Origin of the sequence: Leifsonia poae (assembly GCF_050632865.1) — a bacterium.
GTDB classification, from domain to species: Bacteria; Actinomycetota; Actinomycetes; order Actinomycetales; family Microbacteriaceae; genus Leifsonia; species Leifsonia poae_B.
The window spans coordinates 593,831-607,317 of sequence record NZ_JBODSA010000001.1; the positions used below are offsets into that span (position 1 = coordinate 593,831).

16 protein-coding genes are annotated in these 13,487 nt (G+C 71.4%); 9 read left to right on the top strand and 7 right to left on the bottom strand.

Annotated elements, in window-relative coordinates; translation table 11 throughout:
- Positions 1–35 precede the first annotated feature (35 nt).
- Positions 36–428 carry a DUF3224 domain-containing protein gene (locus ACRAWB_RS02975; protein ID WP_431351994.1) on the bottom strand — a complete coding sequence of 131 codons (393 nt, stop codon included), beginning with the start codon at positions 426–428 and terminating at the stop codon, positions 36–38.
- A 76-nt stretch (positions 429–504) separates the two neighbouring features.
- On the opposite strand from ACRAWB_RS02975, the gene ACRAWB_RS02980 reads away from it, so the two are divergent.
- From ACRAWB_RS02980 to ACRAWB_RS02995, 4 genes are all read left to right on the top strand, one after another.
- Positions 505–1,128, top strand: coding sequence for a CYTH domain-containing protein (locus ACRAWB_RS02980; protein WP_431351995.1), 624 nt, complete (start codon positions 505–507; stop codon positions 1,126–1,128).
- 96 nt (positions 1,129–1,224) lie between these two features.
- On the top strand, positions 1,225–2,253 hold the full coding sequence (locus tag ACRAWB_RS02985; RefSeq protein ID WP_363808147.1) for a 6-phosphofructokinase: 1,029 nt from the start codon (positions 1,225–1,227) through the stop codon (positions 2,251–2,253).
- Between the two features lie 76 nt (positions 2,254–2,329).
- Positions 2,330–3,253 (top strand): NADP-dependent oxidoreductase, encoded by a 924-nt coding sequence (locus ACRAWB_RS02990; protein ID WP_431351996.1) that lies wholly within the window; start codon positions 2,330–2,332, stop codon positions 3,251–3,253.
- A gap of 30 nt (positions 3,254–3,283) precedes the next feature.
- Positions 3,284–3,691 carry a hypothetical protein gene (locus ACRAWB_RS02995; RefSeq protein WP_431351997.1) on the top strand — a complete coding sequence of 136 codons (408 nt, stop codon included), beginning with the start codon at positions 3,284–3,286 and terminating at the stop codon, positions 3,689–3,691.
- Positions 3,692–3,695: 4 nt separating this feature from the next.
- Here the strand turns inward: ACRAWB_RS02995 and ACRAWB_RS03000 are convergent, their stop codons facing one another.
- Together ACRAWB_RS03000 and ACRAWB_RS03005 are read right to left on the bottom strand one after the other, a co-directional pair.
- Positions 3,696–4,997 (bottom strand): alpha-hydroxy-acid oxidizing protein, encoded by a 1,302-nt coding sequence (locus tag ACRAWB_RS03000; RefSeq protein ID WP_431351998.1) that lies wholly within the window; start codon positions 4,995–4,997, stop codon positions 3,696–3,698.
- 433 nt (positions 4,998–5,430) lie between these two features.
- Positions 5,431–6,063, bottom strand: coding sequence for a LysR family transcriptional regulator substrate-binding protein (locus ACRAWB_RS03005; protein WP_431351999.1), 633 nt, complete (start codon positions 6,061–6,063; stop codon positions 5,431–5,433).
- Between the two features lie 33 nt (positions 6,064–6,096).
- Here ACRAWB_RS03005 and ACRAWB_RS03010 point away from each other — a divergent pair, with 33 nt between their 5' ends.
- On the top strand, positions 6,097–6,480 hold the full coding sequence (locus ACRAWB_RS03010; RefSeq protein ID WP_431352000.1) for a DUF5997 family protein: 384 nt from the start codon (positions 6,097–6,099) through the stop codon (positions 6,478–6,480).
- Positions 6,481–6,483: 3 nt separating this feature from the next.
- Here ACRAWB_RS03010 and ACRAWB_RS03015 read toward each other — a convergent pair whose 3' ends face one another.
- Positions 6,484–6,915, bottom strand: coding sequence for a DUF1622 domain-containing protein (locus ACRAWB_RS03015; RefSeq protein ID WP_431352001.1), 432 nt, complete (start codon positions 6,913–6,915; stop codon positions 6,484–6,486).
- Positions 6,916–6,944: 29 nt separating this feature from the next.
- Between ACRAWB_RS03015 and ACRAWB_RS03020 the strand changes: the two genes are divergently transcribed.
- Together ACRAWB_RS03020 and ACRAWB_RS03025 are read left to right on the top strand one after the other, a co-directional pair.
- Complete coding sequence (locus tag ACRAWB_RS03020) at positions 6,945–8,447, top strand: SDR family NAD(P)-dependent oxidoreductase (RefSeq protein ID WP_431352002.1); 1,503 nt, start codon at positions 6,945–6,947, stop codon at positions 8,445–8,447.
- A 61-nt stretch (positions 8,448–8,508) separates the two neighbouring features.
- Positions 8,509–10,473, top strand: coding sequence for an amino acid transporter (locus ACRAWB_RS03025; protein ID WP_431352695.1), 1,965 nt, complete (start codon positions 8,509–8,511; stop codon positions 10,471–10,473).
- 9 nt (positions 10,474–10,482) lie between these two features.
- Here ACRAWB_RS03025 and ACRAWB_RS03030 read toward each other — a convergent pair whose 3' ends face one another.
- Genes ACRAWB_RS03030 through ACRAWB_RS03040 form a run of 3 tightly spaced genes read right to left on the bottom strand, consistent with a single transcriptional unit; the run spans position 10,483 to position 12,103 of the window.
- Positions 10,483–10,749, bottom strand: a complete 267-nt coding sequence (locus ACRAWB_RS03030) for a DUF6510 family protein (protein WP_431352003.1) — start codon at positions 10,747–10,749, stop codon at positions 10,483–10,485.
- The gene (locus ACRAWB_RS03035; protein WP_431352004.1) at positions 10,746–11,513 is read right to left on the bottom strand and encodes a ferredoxin reductase; all 768 of its coding nucleotides are present in this window, start codon (positions 11,511–11,513) and stop codon (positions 10,746–10,748) included. The genes ACRAWB_RS03030 and ACRAWB_RS03035 overlap by 4 nt, the downstream gene beginning before the upstream one ends.
- Positions 11,510–12,103, bottom strand: a complete 594-nt coding sequence (locus ACRAWB_RS03040) for a sulfite oxidase-like oxidoreductase (protein WP_431352005.1) — start codon at positions 12,101–12,103, stop codon at positions 11,510–11,512. The genes ACRAWB_RS03035 and ACRAWB_RS03040 overlap by 4 nt, the downstream gene beginning before the upstream one ends.
- Positions 12,104–12,150: 47 nt before the next feature.
- Here ACRAWB_RS03040 and moaA point away from each other — a divergent pair, with 47 nt between their 5' ends.
- Positions 12,151–13,236, top strand: coding sequence for a GTP 3',8-cyclase MoaA (gene moaA / locus ACRAWB_RS03045; RefSeq protein WP_431352006.1), 1,086 nt, complete (start codon positions 12,151–12,153; stop codon positions 13,234–13,236).
- A complete protein-coding gene (locus tag ACRAWB_RS03050; RefSeq protein WP_431352007.1) occupies positions 13,229–13,474 on the top strand; it encodes a MoaD/ThiS family protein in 246 nt (81 codons plus the stop codon). Before moaA ends, ACRAWB_RS03050 begins: the two co-directional genes overlap by 8 nt.
- Positions 13,475–13,487 lie beyond the last annotated feature (13 nt).

Sequence of the window (13,487 nt, forward strand, 5' to 3'; positions counted from 1 at the left end):
GTACCGCCGGGCGTCAGGCTCGTGAAGCGCCCGCTTCAGTCGAGCTCGAACACGAAGAACGGCCCGCCGTCGTCGTGGACGATCCGCGCCCGGCCGGTGAAGCCGGCGAAGGCGCCGGTGCCCGTTCCCGGCACGATGTAGCCGAACGCGGAGGGGTCGTCGGGGTGCTGCAGCGCGCCGTGGTGCACGGTGATCGAGCCCTCGCGTCCGTCGTCGAGCCGTCCGCTGATCCGCTCGACGGCGAGGTAGCCGCGACCGCCCTCCTCGGTTCCCGACGAGACGAAGTGTGCGATGGATTCGCCGACCAGGCCCTCCGTGTATGTTTTGCGCATCACGACCGCCCCGACCCAGTCGCCGTCGATACCGGGCAGGTCCGCCGGCTCCCACCCGGTGACGTCGAAGCGGGCGGTGATCGTCTCAACAGTCATGCGTTCACCGTAGAGCAGGCCGCCGACAGCGCGGATCGGATTTCGCGTCGGCGGAAATGTGGACTAGACAGGGTGGATGCCGGACCAGAAGCACCATTCCCAGGTCGAGATCGAGCGCAAGTACGACGTGGAGGCCGACGCCCGGCATCCGCAGCTCGTCGGCGTGGGCGCGGTCGCGGTCCAGGGCGAGCCGGTCCGGCACGAGCTCGTGGCCACCTACTTCGACACCGCCGACCTGACCCTCGCGCAGCACCGGACGGCGCTGCGCGTGCGCCGCGGCGGCCACGACGCCGGCTGGCACATCAAGGAGCCGGCTGAGGAGGGCCGCACCGAGCTGCACTGGCCGCTGACCGACGACGACGAGCCGCCCGCGGAGGTCCGCGAGCACCTGCGCCCGCTGATCGGCGACCAGTCGCTCGTCCCGATCGCCCGGGTCACGAACCAGCGCGACAGCGTCGTGCTCCAGGATGCGGCCGGCTTCGACCTCGCCGAGCTGACCGACGACCACGTCCGCAGCGAGAACCTGCGCTCGGGCGGCACGCAGGAGTGGCGCGAGTGGGAGGTCGAACTGCTCGCCGGCGCTCCCGACAAGCGCGATCGCCGGGAGGCTCTGCTCGACGCGATCGAGGAGCGGTTGCGCGACGCGGGCGCCCGTCCGTCGGAGAGCTCGTCGAAGCTGCAGCGCGCCCTCGGGCTCTGATCCGCCTACCACCGACGGCCGTCATCCGTCCAGTGCGATTTTGTGCAGCCCGGCGCGGGCGGGCATGATTCAAGCACGGACTCGAAACGGAGCAGCATGAAGATCGGCATCCTCACCAGCGGCGGCGACTGCCCGGGCCTGAACGCGGTCATCCGCGGCGCGGTCCTGAAGGGCGACCGCGTCCACCACTCCGAGTTCGCCGGCTTCCGTTACGGCTGGCGCGGTGTGGTCGAGGGTGACATCATGCCGCTCGACCGGCACAGCGTCCGCGGCCTGTCCCGCCAGGGCGGCACCATCCTCGGCTCCAGCCGCACCAACCCGTTCGAGGGCGACAAGGGCGGCCCGGAGAACATCCAGCGCATGATGGACGAGAACGGCATCGACGCCATCATCGCCATCGGCGGGGAGGGCACGCTGACCGCCGCCCGCCGCCTCACCGACGCCGGTCTCAAGATCGTCGGCGTGCCGAAGACCATCGACAACGACCTTGCCGCCACCGACTACTCGTTCGGTTTCGACACCGCGGTCGAGATCGCGACGGAGGCGATCGACCGCCTGCGCACCACGGCCGAGTCCCACCAGCGCTGCATGGTCGTCGAGGTCATGGGCCGCCACGTCGGCTGGATCGCCCTGCACTCGGGCATGGCCGGCGGCGCGCACGCCATCCTCATCCCGGAGCAGCCGCAGTCCATCGAGCAGATCTGCGAGTGGGTGGAGTCGGTGCGCGACCGCGGTCGGGCGCCCGTGATCGTGGTGTCGGAGGGCTTCCACCTCGACACCATGGAGGAGGCGCACTCGCACAAGGGCCTGGATGCGTTCAACCGTCCGCGCCTCGGCGGCATCGGTGAAATGCTCGCCCCGATGATCGAGGAGCGCACCGGCATCGAGTCGCGCGCGACCGTCCTCGGCCACATGCAGCGCGGCGGCGTGCCGAGCGCCTACGACCGCGTGCTCGCCACGCGCCTCGGGATGGCCGCGGTCGACGCGGTCTACGAGGGACGCTGGGGCTCGATGGTCTCGCTTCGCGGCACCGACGTCGTCAACGTCTCGATCGCCGACGCGACCGGAGGACTCAAGACCGTTCCGGAGGCCCGCTACGAAGAGGCCGCGCTGCTCTTCGGCTGAGCATCCGCTGCACCCGGTGCCGGTGCACGGACGGCGGGGCTAGGCTCCCTCCTACGAGAGGGAAGGAGCCCCATCGGTGCCGCGTTTCGTCCAGTTCGAGGAGTTCGGTTCGCGCGACTACTTGCAGGTGGTCGAGCGGGAGAGACCGTGGCCGGGGCCCGGCCAGATCCTGGTGCGCGTCATGGCCGCCGGGCTCAACCCGATGGACATCAAGGCGTACCGCTCCGAGCAGGCCGCGGCGCACATGGGGGTGACCCTGCCGTCGGGCATCGGGCAGGATTTCGCGGGCTTCGTCGAGGAGCTGGGCGAGGGCGTCACGGGGTTCGACATGGGGCAGGCCGTGCTCGGAACCGCGCCGTTCGCCGCGATCGCGGACTTCGTGGTCGTCCCGGAGGACGGACAGGTGATCACCAAGCCCGATCCGCTCACCTTCGAGGTGGCCGGGTCGCTGGGCGTGGTGGGCCGCACGGCGATGGCGACGGTGCGCGCGGCCGACATCCACGAGCGGGACACGGTGCTGGTGAGCGCCGCGGCCGGCGGGGTCGGCGTGCTCGCGGCGCAGCTGGCGGTGCGGTCCGGCGCGACCGTCATCGGCACGGCGGGGGAGGAGAACCACGAATTCCTCGAATCGCTCGGCGTCATCCCCGTCACCTACGGGGAGGGCCTGGCCCAGCGCGTGCGCGATGTGCTCGACGACGACCGCGTGACCGTGGTGCTCGACAATCACGGCGCCGACACCATCGAGGCGGCCCTCGAACTCGGCGTGCCCATCGAGCGGGTCAACACCATCGCGGTCTTCGGTCCGCAGGCGCAGGGCGCCCGGAGCGTCGGCGGCCGCGCTGCGGGCAACGCCGAACTGGCCGAGCTGGCCGACCTGCTGGCCGAGAACGAGCTGGTGCTGCCCATCGACTCCATCTTCCCGATCGAGCGGACAGTCGAGGCCTACGGAAGGCTCGAGGGCGGCCACGTGCGCGGCAAGGTCGTCGTCGTCACCGACTGAGCGCGGCCTCGGCCGCCGAGAGGAGCATCCATGATCGCAGAGGACATCGCCCGGCAGCTGCGTGCCGCCGGCCTGCGCTGGCAGCCGGCGTCGGGCGACACGTTCGCCATCGACCGGCCCGGGATGGAGGGTGAGCGGTTCACGGTCAGCGAGATGACGATCGAGCCCCACCACTTCGACACGGGCACGATCCTCGGCTTCAACGGCACGACGGAGTGGGCGCTCGACTCGCTGGCCGTCGAGGACGCGCTGTGGATCCCGCGCGAGGACCAGCTGCGCGAACTCCTCGCCGGCAGCTTCCGCCACCTGGCGCGGACGCCCGACGGCTACCGCGTCACCGTGTACTTCGGCGGCGAGGAGCGCTTCTACGAGCACGAGGACGCCGCGACGGCGTACGCGCAGGCGCTGCTGTCGCTGATCGGGGCGTCGGTGTCGTAGGGGGTCAACCAGCCGAGAAGGCGGCGGAGGCGGAGGCGGCCAGGATGCGCGCGTCCAGGTCGTCCACGCTGCGGACGCCCGCGAGGGCGAGGGTGATGTCCAGCTCCGCGATGGTGTTGCGCAGCAGCTCGCGTACGCCCTCCTCGCCCGCGAGCGCGAGGGCGTACGCGTAGGGCCGGCCGATCGCGACCGCGCGGGCTCCGAGCGCGAGCGCGACCACTGCGTCCGACCCGCTGCGGATGCCGCTGTCGAACAGCACCGAGAGGCGCCCGGCGACGGCCTCGACGACCCCGGGCAGCGCATCCAGGGCTGCGATCTCGCCGTCGATCTGGCGTCCGCCGTGGTTCGAGACCTGCACCGCGTCCATCCCGGCGTCGATCGCCCGACGTGCGTCGTCGGGGTGCAGGACGCCCTTGAGCACGATCGGCAGGCGGGTGCGGTCGCGCAGGAACGCGAGGTCGTCCCAGGTGAGGGACGGGTCGGCGAAGACGTCGAGGAAGGTCTCGACCGCGGCCAGCGGCTCGCCCGAGCGCAGGTTCTCGCGCAGGGTGCCGGGGTGGTGGCGCAGGATGCTCGCGAACGAGGCGAGAGCGGCAGGCGTCGGCGTGGTGGCCGGACGCCCGCCGCGCGCGGCCCGCTCGCGCACGAGCTCCTGGAACACGGGGTCGCTGGTGTACTGCGCGATGCCCAGACCGCGGCTGAATGGGAGGTAGCCGAGGTCGAGGTCGCGCGGACGCCAGCCCAGCACGTGCGTGTCGAGGGTGACGACGATCGCCTCGCAGCCGGAGCGCTCGGCGCGGGAGACGAGGCTGGCGACCAAGTCGCGGGACGAGCTCCAGTACAGCTGGAACCAGCGGGACGCGCCGGGCGCGACCGCGTCCATGGATGCGGCCACCTCCTCCATGGGCTGCGACGCCTGGGTGGACAGCGTGGCCGGGACGCCGAGCGAGGCCGCCGCGCGCGCTGCCGCAGCGTCCCCACCACGACGGGCCAGCTCGAGCACGCCGATCGGGGCGAGCAGCAGGGGAGTAGGGCGACGGACGCCGAACAGCTCGATCGACAGGTCGCGCGCCGCGACGTCGCGCAGCACGCGCGGGACGATCCGGTGCCGGGCGAACGCGTCGAGGTTGGCCTGCGCGGTGCGCTCGAGGCCTGCGGAACCCGCGATGTACGCGAAAGCCGCACGGCTCATCCGCCGCTGGGCCACCCGCTCCAGCTGCCGGAACCCCACAGGGATGCGCGGCCGCCGGCCGGACACCCCCGCGCGGTAGATCTCCGACTGGGCGTCTCTGCCGGCGCTGCTCATGCCCCCATTCTGCGCCCGGCCACCCGCAGCTCCCGACACGCCGCCATGCGTCGCCGCCTGACGGCGTGTCGGCCCGACCACCTCATCCATGGGACGCAACACGCCGTTACGGGCGCGGCATAACGGCGTGTTGCGACCCCTGGATGCTGCTGCCAGCGGCCGCCACCTACTCGGCCCGACACGCTGTTGTGGGCCGCCACGTAACGGCGTGTTGGGACGAGTAGGTCATCCATGGGACGCAACGCGCCGTTATGAGCGCTGCATAACGGCGTGTTGCGGCCCATGGATGACGCAAGGGGCGGCCATCCGCTGGTCCCGACACGCCGTTATGCAGCGGGGCTTAGCGGCGTGTTTGGACGAGTAGGTGATCTATGGGACGCGACACGCCGTTACGGGCGCGGCATAACGGCGTGTTGCGGCCCGTGGATGCGCGTCAGCGGCGGCGGGGGCGCTTGCCGCGGGCCGCGGGCGCCGGGCGCGGCGCGGGCTTGCGCGGCGCCGTCTCGCGGGCGGACGCCTCGCGCGCGGCGACCTCGGGGTTGCGGGAGGAGTGCGCCGTGCGGCCGCGCACGATCCCGATGAAGTCGTCGACCAGGGGATGCTGTCCCTCGCGCGGCCAGGTCAGGCCGATGCTGCTCTGCGGGGCGTCCTCGACGCGCAGCGCCACGACGTCCTTGCGTCGCAGCGCCTTGGCCACCGAGGCCGGCAGCAGCGCGATGCCGTCCCCGGCCGCGACGCTGCGCATGAACGCCTCCGACGGCTCGCCGGTCACCCGCGGCTCGTCGGCCAGCTCCTCCAGGAACAGGTGCTCCTCCAGCGTCAGCAGGTGCTCGTGGTGCATCACCACGACGACGTCCTCCGAGTACAGCGGGATCAGGTGCCGCTCGTCGTCCGCCGAGGCGTCGCGGGCGAACACCATGTGCGCCTCGCCGGCCGCGAGCATCCCCAGCGGGTCGTCGCTCGGCCGCACCACGAGCTCCACGTCGGGGAAGCGCTGCTCGAATGTGCGCGTCCACTTGCCGACGGTGACGCCGAGCGGGAAGGCGAGCGAGAAGCGGGTGGACATCCCACGAGGGTAGCGAACGGTAGCCTGGAGGACATGAAGGCGCAGACCATGAAAGCGGCCACGGCGGCCAAGAAGCTCGGCATCTACCTGCCGGCGGCGCCCGACGACTTCCGCGACCGCGAGATCAGCCGCACCGAGCTCGACGAGCTGAACGCCAACCCGCCGGAGTGGCTGCAGACCCTTCGCGCCGACGGACCACACCCGCGCGACGTCGTGGCGCGCAAGCTCGGAGTCTCCAACTCCGGCCTCGCGCGCGGCGGCGTCACGGAGGCGCTGACGACCGCGGAGATCAAGGCGCTGCTCGCCGATCCGCCGCAGTGGCTGGTGGACGAGCGGGCGACGCAGGCCGCGGTGCGCGCCGAGAACGCGCGCGTCAAGCAGCGCGACGCCGAGCGCGCAGCGCGCAGAGCCGAGTAGCCGCTACACCCCGCTGGGCTGCTGCCCGCCGTCCGGGGTCCGCGCCGTCGCCGACCGGGCCGCGCGCGCGAGCGTCTGCGGCCCGTTCGTGAGCAGCGCGCGCTTCCACGGCGCCACTCCATCGATCTCGACCTGCAGCGAAAAGCTCAGGATGGTGCGGATCAGCACGATGATCGCCAGCACGAACGCGTCGGTCAGCGACGGCGTCGAGGTGACCGTCTTGACGAGGTCCGCGGCGACCAGGATCTCGAGCCCGAGCAGGATGACGCCGCCGAAGCTCTCGCGCAGCGTCCGGAACGCCGCCGCCCCGCTCCGCTGTCGCGTCCACGCCGTGACCGCGAGCGCCACGGACACGATGAAGCCGACCGCCATCGCGCCGACCCCGGCGAACTCGAACGCGATGCCGGTCACCTCGAAGAACGCGTGCGCATCCATGCGTTCATCGTGCCACGTAGAATCTTCCGGTGCCTCCCGAAACCCCGGCCGCTCCCGGCCTCGATCCCGACGAGCTCGCCACCACCCTCCGCGTCCTGGCGCAGCTGCACGAGCTCGACAAGGAACACCCGGACTACGTGACCGTGCGCCGGGCGACCTCGCACATGTTCAAGGCCTCGAAGCAGGCGCGCCGCCGCGAGCTCCGCGAGCAGGAGCTCGCCGCCGACCGCGCCGTGATCGCCGCCACTGCGACCGGCGCGCCCGACCGCATCGACGACGAGACCCGCGGCCGCGAGCTGACCTCGAGTACGACCGGCTCGACCACCGCCGGCACCCTCCTCAACTCCCAGGCCTGCTACATCTGCAAGCAGCAGTACACCGAGGTCGACTGGTTCTATCACCAGCTCTGCCCGTCGTGCGCCGCATTCAGCCACGCCAAGCGCAACGCGCGCACCGACCTGACGGGCAAGCGTGCGCTGCTCACCGGCGGCCGGGCGAAGATCGGCATGCACATCGCGCTGCGGCTGCTGCGGGACGGCGCGCACCTGACGATCACGACGCGCTTCCCGCGGGACGCGGTCCGCCGCTTCTCGCAGCTCCCGGATGCGGGGGACTGGCTGCACCGGCTGCGCGTCGTCGGGATCGACCTGCGCGACCCCGCGCAGGTGATCGCGCTCGCGGACTCGGTCGCCGAGCGCGGTTCCCTCGACATCCTCATCAACAACGCGGCGCAGACGGTCCGCCGCTCGCCCGGCGCGTACTCGCTGCTCGCCGAGGCGGAGACGCAGCCGCTGCCCGACGGGCCGCTGCCGGAACTGGAGACGTTCGGCCACACCGCCGCCCCGCATCCGCTCGCTCTCGAGCGCTCCGTCGCCGCGCATCCGCTGCTCTCCGCGGCCGACGTGCGCGGCACGATCGCCGAGCTGGCCGGGGCCGCGGCTCTCACCGCCGACGACCTCGCGACCGCGGCGATGAGCGCCGGGTCGTCGTCGCTGGCGAAGCACGCCGACGGCACGGCGATCGACGCGGGCGGTCTCGTGCCCGACGTCGCCCGCGTCAACAGCTGGACGCAGGCGATCGGCAGCATCGGCGCCCTCGAACTGCTCGAGGTGCAGCTGTGCAACCAGACCGCGCCGTTCATCCTGATCGACCGGCTGCGTCCGTCGCTCGCCGCCGCGGGACGGTCGTACGTCGTCAACGTGTCCGCCATGGAGGGCGTGTTCGGCCGCCGCTACAAGGGCGCCGGTCACCCGCACACCAACATGTCCAAGGCGGCGCTCAACATGCTCACGCGGACCAGCGCGGGCGAGCTGTTCGAGAGCGACGGCATCCTCATGACGAGCGTCGACACGGGATGGATCACCGACGAGCGCCCGCACCACACCAAGGTGCGGCTCGCCGAGGAGGGCTTCCACGCCCCGCTCGACCTGGTCGACGGCGCCGCCCGCGTCTACGACCCGATCGTCCGCGGCGAGGCCGGCGAGGACCTTCACGGTGTCTTCTTGAAGGACTACCGTGCCTCGGCCTGGTGAGAGCTACCCTGAACACGTGAGCGAAGACACGCCCCTGCCGCGCGTGACCCCGCGCAGCGAGATCACCGTTCCGGGGCAGGCGCGTCCCGTCCCGCAGGCGGCGAAGGGCGGCGCCCTGCGGCACTGGCTGCTCACCGGCCTCGTGGACGAGCGCGGCACCCAGCAGGGACCGCACGGTCGCAACCCCGAGCGCACCCACCCGTGGTGGCAGGTCATGTGCCTCACCGGTGTCGACTACTTCTCGACCCTCGGCTACCAGCCGGCCATCGCGGCGCTCGCCGCCGGCCTGATCTCGCCGTTCGCGACGCTCGTGCTCGTGGCGCTGACGCTGCTCGGCGCCCTCCCGGTCTACCGCCGGGTCGCGCGCGAGAGCTTCAAGGGCTCCGGCTCGATCGCCATGCTGGAGCGGCTGCTTCCGTGGTGGGCGGGCAAGCTGCTCGTGCTCGTGCTGCTCGGCTTCGCGGCGACGGACTTCATGATCACGATCACGCTGTCGGCCGCCGACGCGTCGGCGCACGCGATCGAGAACCCGTTCGCCCCCGAGTGGTTCCACGGCAACAACGTCCTCATCACGCTGTTCCTGCTGGCGCTCCTCGGTGCGGTGTTCCTCAAGGGGTTCAAGGAGGCCATCGGCATCGCCGTGGTGCTGGTCGCCGTCTACCTCGCGCTGAACGTCGTCGTGGTCGGCGTCTCCATCGTGCAGGTGTTCGCGCATCCCACCGCCGTCACCGACTGGTCCGAGGCGCTGTTCCGGCAGAACGGCAATCCGCTGATCATCGTCGGAGTCGCGCTGCTGGTCTTCCCGAAGCTCGCACTGGGCCTCTCCGGCTTCGAGACCGGCGTCGCGGTGATGCCGCAGATCAAGGGGCGCCCCGACGACGACCCCGCGTACCCGAAGGGGCGCATCCGCGGCGCCGGCCGGCTGCTCACCACCGCCGCGATCATCATGAGCGTCTTCCTCATCACGTCGAGCTTCACCACGACGCTGCTCATCCCGCAGCGCGAGTTCCAGCCCGGCGGCCAGGCGAACGGACGCGCCCTCGCGTACCTGGCGCACGAGTACCTGGGCAACGGCTTCGGCACGGTCTACGACCTGTCGACCATCCTCATCCTCTGGTTCGCGGGGGCCTCCGCTATGGCCGGCCTGCTCAACCTGGTGCCGCGCTACCTGCCCCGCTACGGGATGGCGCCGCAGTGGGCGCGCGCCGTGCGCCCGCTGGTGCTCGTCTTCACCGCGATCGCCTTCCTGATCACGCTGATCTTCCAGGCGAGCGTGGATGCGCAGGGCGGCGCGTACGCGACCGGCGTGCTGGTGCTCATCACGTCCGCATCCCTCGCGGTGACCCTCTCCGCCAAGCGCAAACGGCAGCCGAAGCGCACGGTCGTGTTCGGACTGATCACGGCGATCTTCGTCTACACGACCATCGACAACATCATCGAGCGGCCCGACGGCCTGCGCATCGCGACGCTCTTCATCCTCGGCATCCTCGTGGTGTCGATCGTGTCGCGCATCGGCCGGTCGTTCCAGCTCCGCGCCACGTCGGTGACGTTCGACGTCACGGCGCTCGACTTCATCCTGGAGGACGCGGAGGAGGGCGAGATCCGCATCATCTCGCACGAGCCCGATGTCGACACGACGAAGGAGTACGAGCAGAAGAACAAGGACGAGCGGAAGTACAGCCACATCCCGCAGCGCTCGCGGACGATCTTCCTCGAGGTGATGAAGTCCGACTCCTCCGACTTCGAGGAGGACCTGGTCGTGCACGGCGTCGTCAAGCACGGCTACCGGGTGCTGCAGGTGAAGAGCGGCAACGTGCCCAACACGATCGCCGCGGTGCTCATCGAGATCCGGGATGTGACCGGCGTCGTCCCGACGATCTATTTCGAGTGGACCGAGGGCAACCCGATCTCGAACATGTTCCGCTACCTGATCACCGGTGTCGGCGAGGTGGCGCCGGTGACGCGCGAGGTGCTGCGCGAGGCCGAGCGCGACGTCAAGCGCCGTCCCGCGGTGCACGTCTCCTGACGCGGGCGCCTACTCGACGGGGAACTCCAACCAGGCGAGGCCGCGGAGGTCGAGGCAGAGGCGGCCGGCGCGCTCCGCGGCGACGGCGATGACGTCGCCGCAGACCGAGCAGCGGACGACGAGGCCGTGCTCGTCGACGTACACGCGGGCCCGCGCGACCACCGCCTCGTCGCCGCAGTTGGCGCAGCGGCCGACCGCGGTGGTGATGTCGGCGGCGAAGACCTCGGACAGGAGGCCGGCGGCCGCGTTGCCGTCGAGGTAGGAGAGATCGGTCATGGCGTGCCTCCGACTCCGCCGTAGCGCTCGGTGCGGACGCGTGCCGGGTCGTGGCCGGCGTCGACCAGCCACCCGGAGACCGCCTCGACGAACGGCGTGGAACCGCAGATGAAGAAGGTGGGGGAGTCGGAGGCCGGCAGCACGCGCTGCATCAGGCCCTCGGCGGTCAGGCGACCGGGCATCGCGTCCGACCCAGGGGGAGCCTGCCGCGTGTAGATGTAGTCGACCTCGAGCGGCGCGGAGTTCATGGCCAGGCTCGCGAGCTCGTCCGTGTAGTAGCGGGAGAACGGCGCGCGCACCGAGTACAGCATCCGGAACGGCGCCGTGCTGTCCGCGGCGGCATGGGCGCGGGCCATGGACATGAGCGGTACGACACCCGATCCGCCCGCGATGAGCTGCACCGGAGTCGTGTCGCCCGGTCGCCAGACGAACCAGCCGCCGACTGGTCCGCGCACCTCCAGCTGGTCGCCGTTCATGAGGCCGCGCACGAGGTAGGGCGAGACCTCGCCGTCGGCGAGCTCTTCGACCGTCAGCTCGAGCTCGTCGTCCGGCAGCTGGTGCGGCTCGAGCGCACCCAGGCCACCGCCCGACGCGATCGAGTACGAGCGGACGGCCTGGTATCCGTCCGGCGCCGTCAACCGGATGTCGACGTGCTGGCCGGCGAGGTGGCCGTGCAGGCCGGGAATGCGCAACCGGATGGTGCGGGCCGTCGGGGTCTCCATGCGCGTATCGACCACGTCGGCCACCCGCCATACGCTGCTCACCAGTAGCGCTGTTCCTTCCACGGGTCCCCGTACATGTTGTAGCCGTTCTGCTCCCAGAAGCCCGGCTGGTCCTGGGGCAGCATCTGCAGCCCGTTGACCCACTTGGCGCTCTTCCAGAAGTACAGGTGCGGCACGAGCAGGCGCGCGGGGCCGCCGTGCTCCGGCTCCAGGTCCTTACCGTCGAAGCTGTGCGCGACCCAGGCCTTGCCGTTCAGCAGGTCCGCCAGCGGCACGTTCGTGGTGTAGCCGCCGTAGCTGTGCGCCATCGTGTACTCGTACGAGGTGTCGACATCCTTGAACAGGGTGTCGAGCGCCACGCCGCGCCACGACGTCCCGAGCTTCGACCAGCTGGTGACGCAGTGGATGTCGGTGCTCACGTCCTCCTGCGGGAGCGCAAGGAACTCGTCCCAGCTCCAGCGGTGCACGTCGCCCTTCTCGGTGGTGATCGTGAACGCCCAGTCGTCTTTGGCGATGCGGGGCGTCGGCCCGGCGCTCAGCACCGGGAAGCCCTCGGTCAGGTACTGACCGGGCGGGAGGCGGGGGTCGTCGGTCCTCCGACGGCCGAGGAAGCCGGACGAGATGATACCCATGAGCGGAAGCTTATCCACCTGCGCTCCGGCCGGTCTATGGTGAAGGCATGACCGCCGTGAATCTGGGGCTCCCTCTGCGGGCGACCCTGCCGCCGGCCTCACCGCCAGACACCTCCGATCGCCCCGACGATGCGGGGCTGATCGACCGGTTCGGACGGGTGGCGCGCGACCTGCGCGTGTCGGTCACCGAGAAGTGCTCGCTGCGCTGCACGTACTGCATGCCCGCGGAAGGGCTGCCCGCGATCCCGCGCGACGACCTGCTGTCGGCGGCGGAGATCGCGCGGCTGGTCGGGATCGGCGTCCGCGAGCTGGGTGTGCGTGAGGTGCGGTTCACCGGCGGCGAGCCGCTGATGCGGGCCGACCTCGCCGAGATCATCGGCCTCTCCGCGGCGGCAGCGCCCGGCATCGACCTCTCGATCACGACGAACGGCATCGGGCTGGACCACCGCATCCACGCCCTGGTGGACGCGGGACTCACCCGCGTGAACGTGTCGCTGGACACGGTCGACCGCGAGCACTTCGCCCGGCTCACGCGTCGCGACCGGCTCCCCGCGGTGCTCGCCGGCATCCGCGCCGCGCACGAGGCCGGGATGACCCCGCTGAAGCTGAACGCGGTGATGATGCGCGACACGCTGGCCGACGCCCCCGACCTGCTGCAGTGGGCGCTGGAGAACGACTGCCGTCTGCGGTTCATCGAGCAGATGCCGCTGGATGCCGACCGCTCCTGGCTGCGCGAGAACATGGTCCCGGCGGCCGAACTGCTCGCGGTGCTGGGCGAGCGGTTCGAGCTGACCGAGGCGGGCCGCGACGACCCGCACGCGCCGGCCGAGGAGTGGACGGTCGAAGGCTGGACGCTGGATGGCGCGCCCGCGACGGTCGGCATCATCGCCTCGGTCACGCGGTCGTTCTGCGCCGCGTGCGACCGGACGCGGATCACCGCGGAGGGCACCGTGCGGTCGTGCCTGTTCGGCGACGACGAGACCGACCTGCGCGGCCTGCTGCGCGGAGGTGCGGACGACGCCGAGATCGCGCAGTGGTGGCGCGCGGCGATGTGGGGCAAGCAGTCCGGTCACGGGATGGACGCGGCCGGCTTCGCGCCGCCGGTACGGAGCATGGGGGCGATCGGTGGCTGAGGTGCTGGTGCGGTACTTCGCGGCGGCGGAGGATGCGGCCGGCCGCCCCGAGGAGCGCGTCGAGGTCGCCGACGCGACGGTCGGCGGCCTACAGACCGAGCTCGTCGCCCGCTATGGCGAGCCGATGGAGCGCGTGGTCCGCTCCGGCTCCTTCCTCGTCGGCGGCGTCGTCTCGCGCGACCCCTCCCGCGAGCTCACCGCCACCGTCGACGTCCTCCCGCCCTTCGCCGGCGGCTGACCCCCAGCCGTCG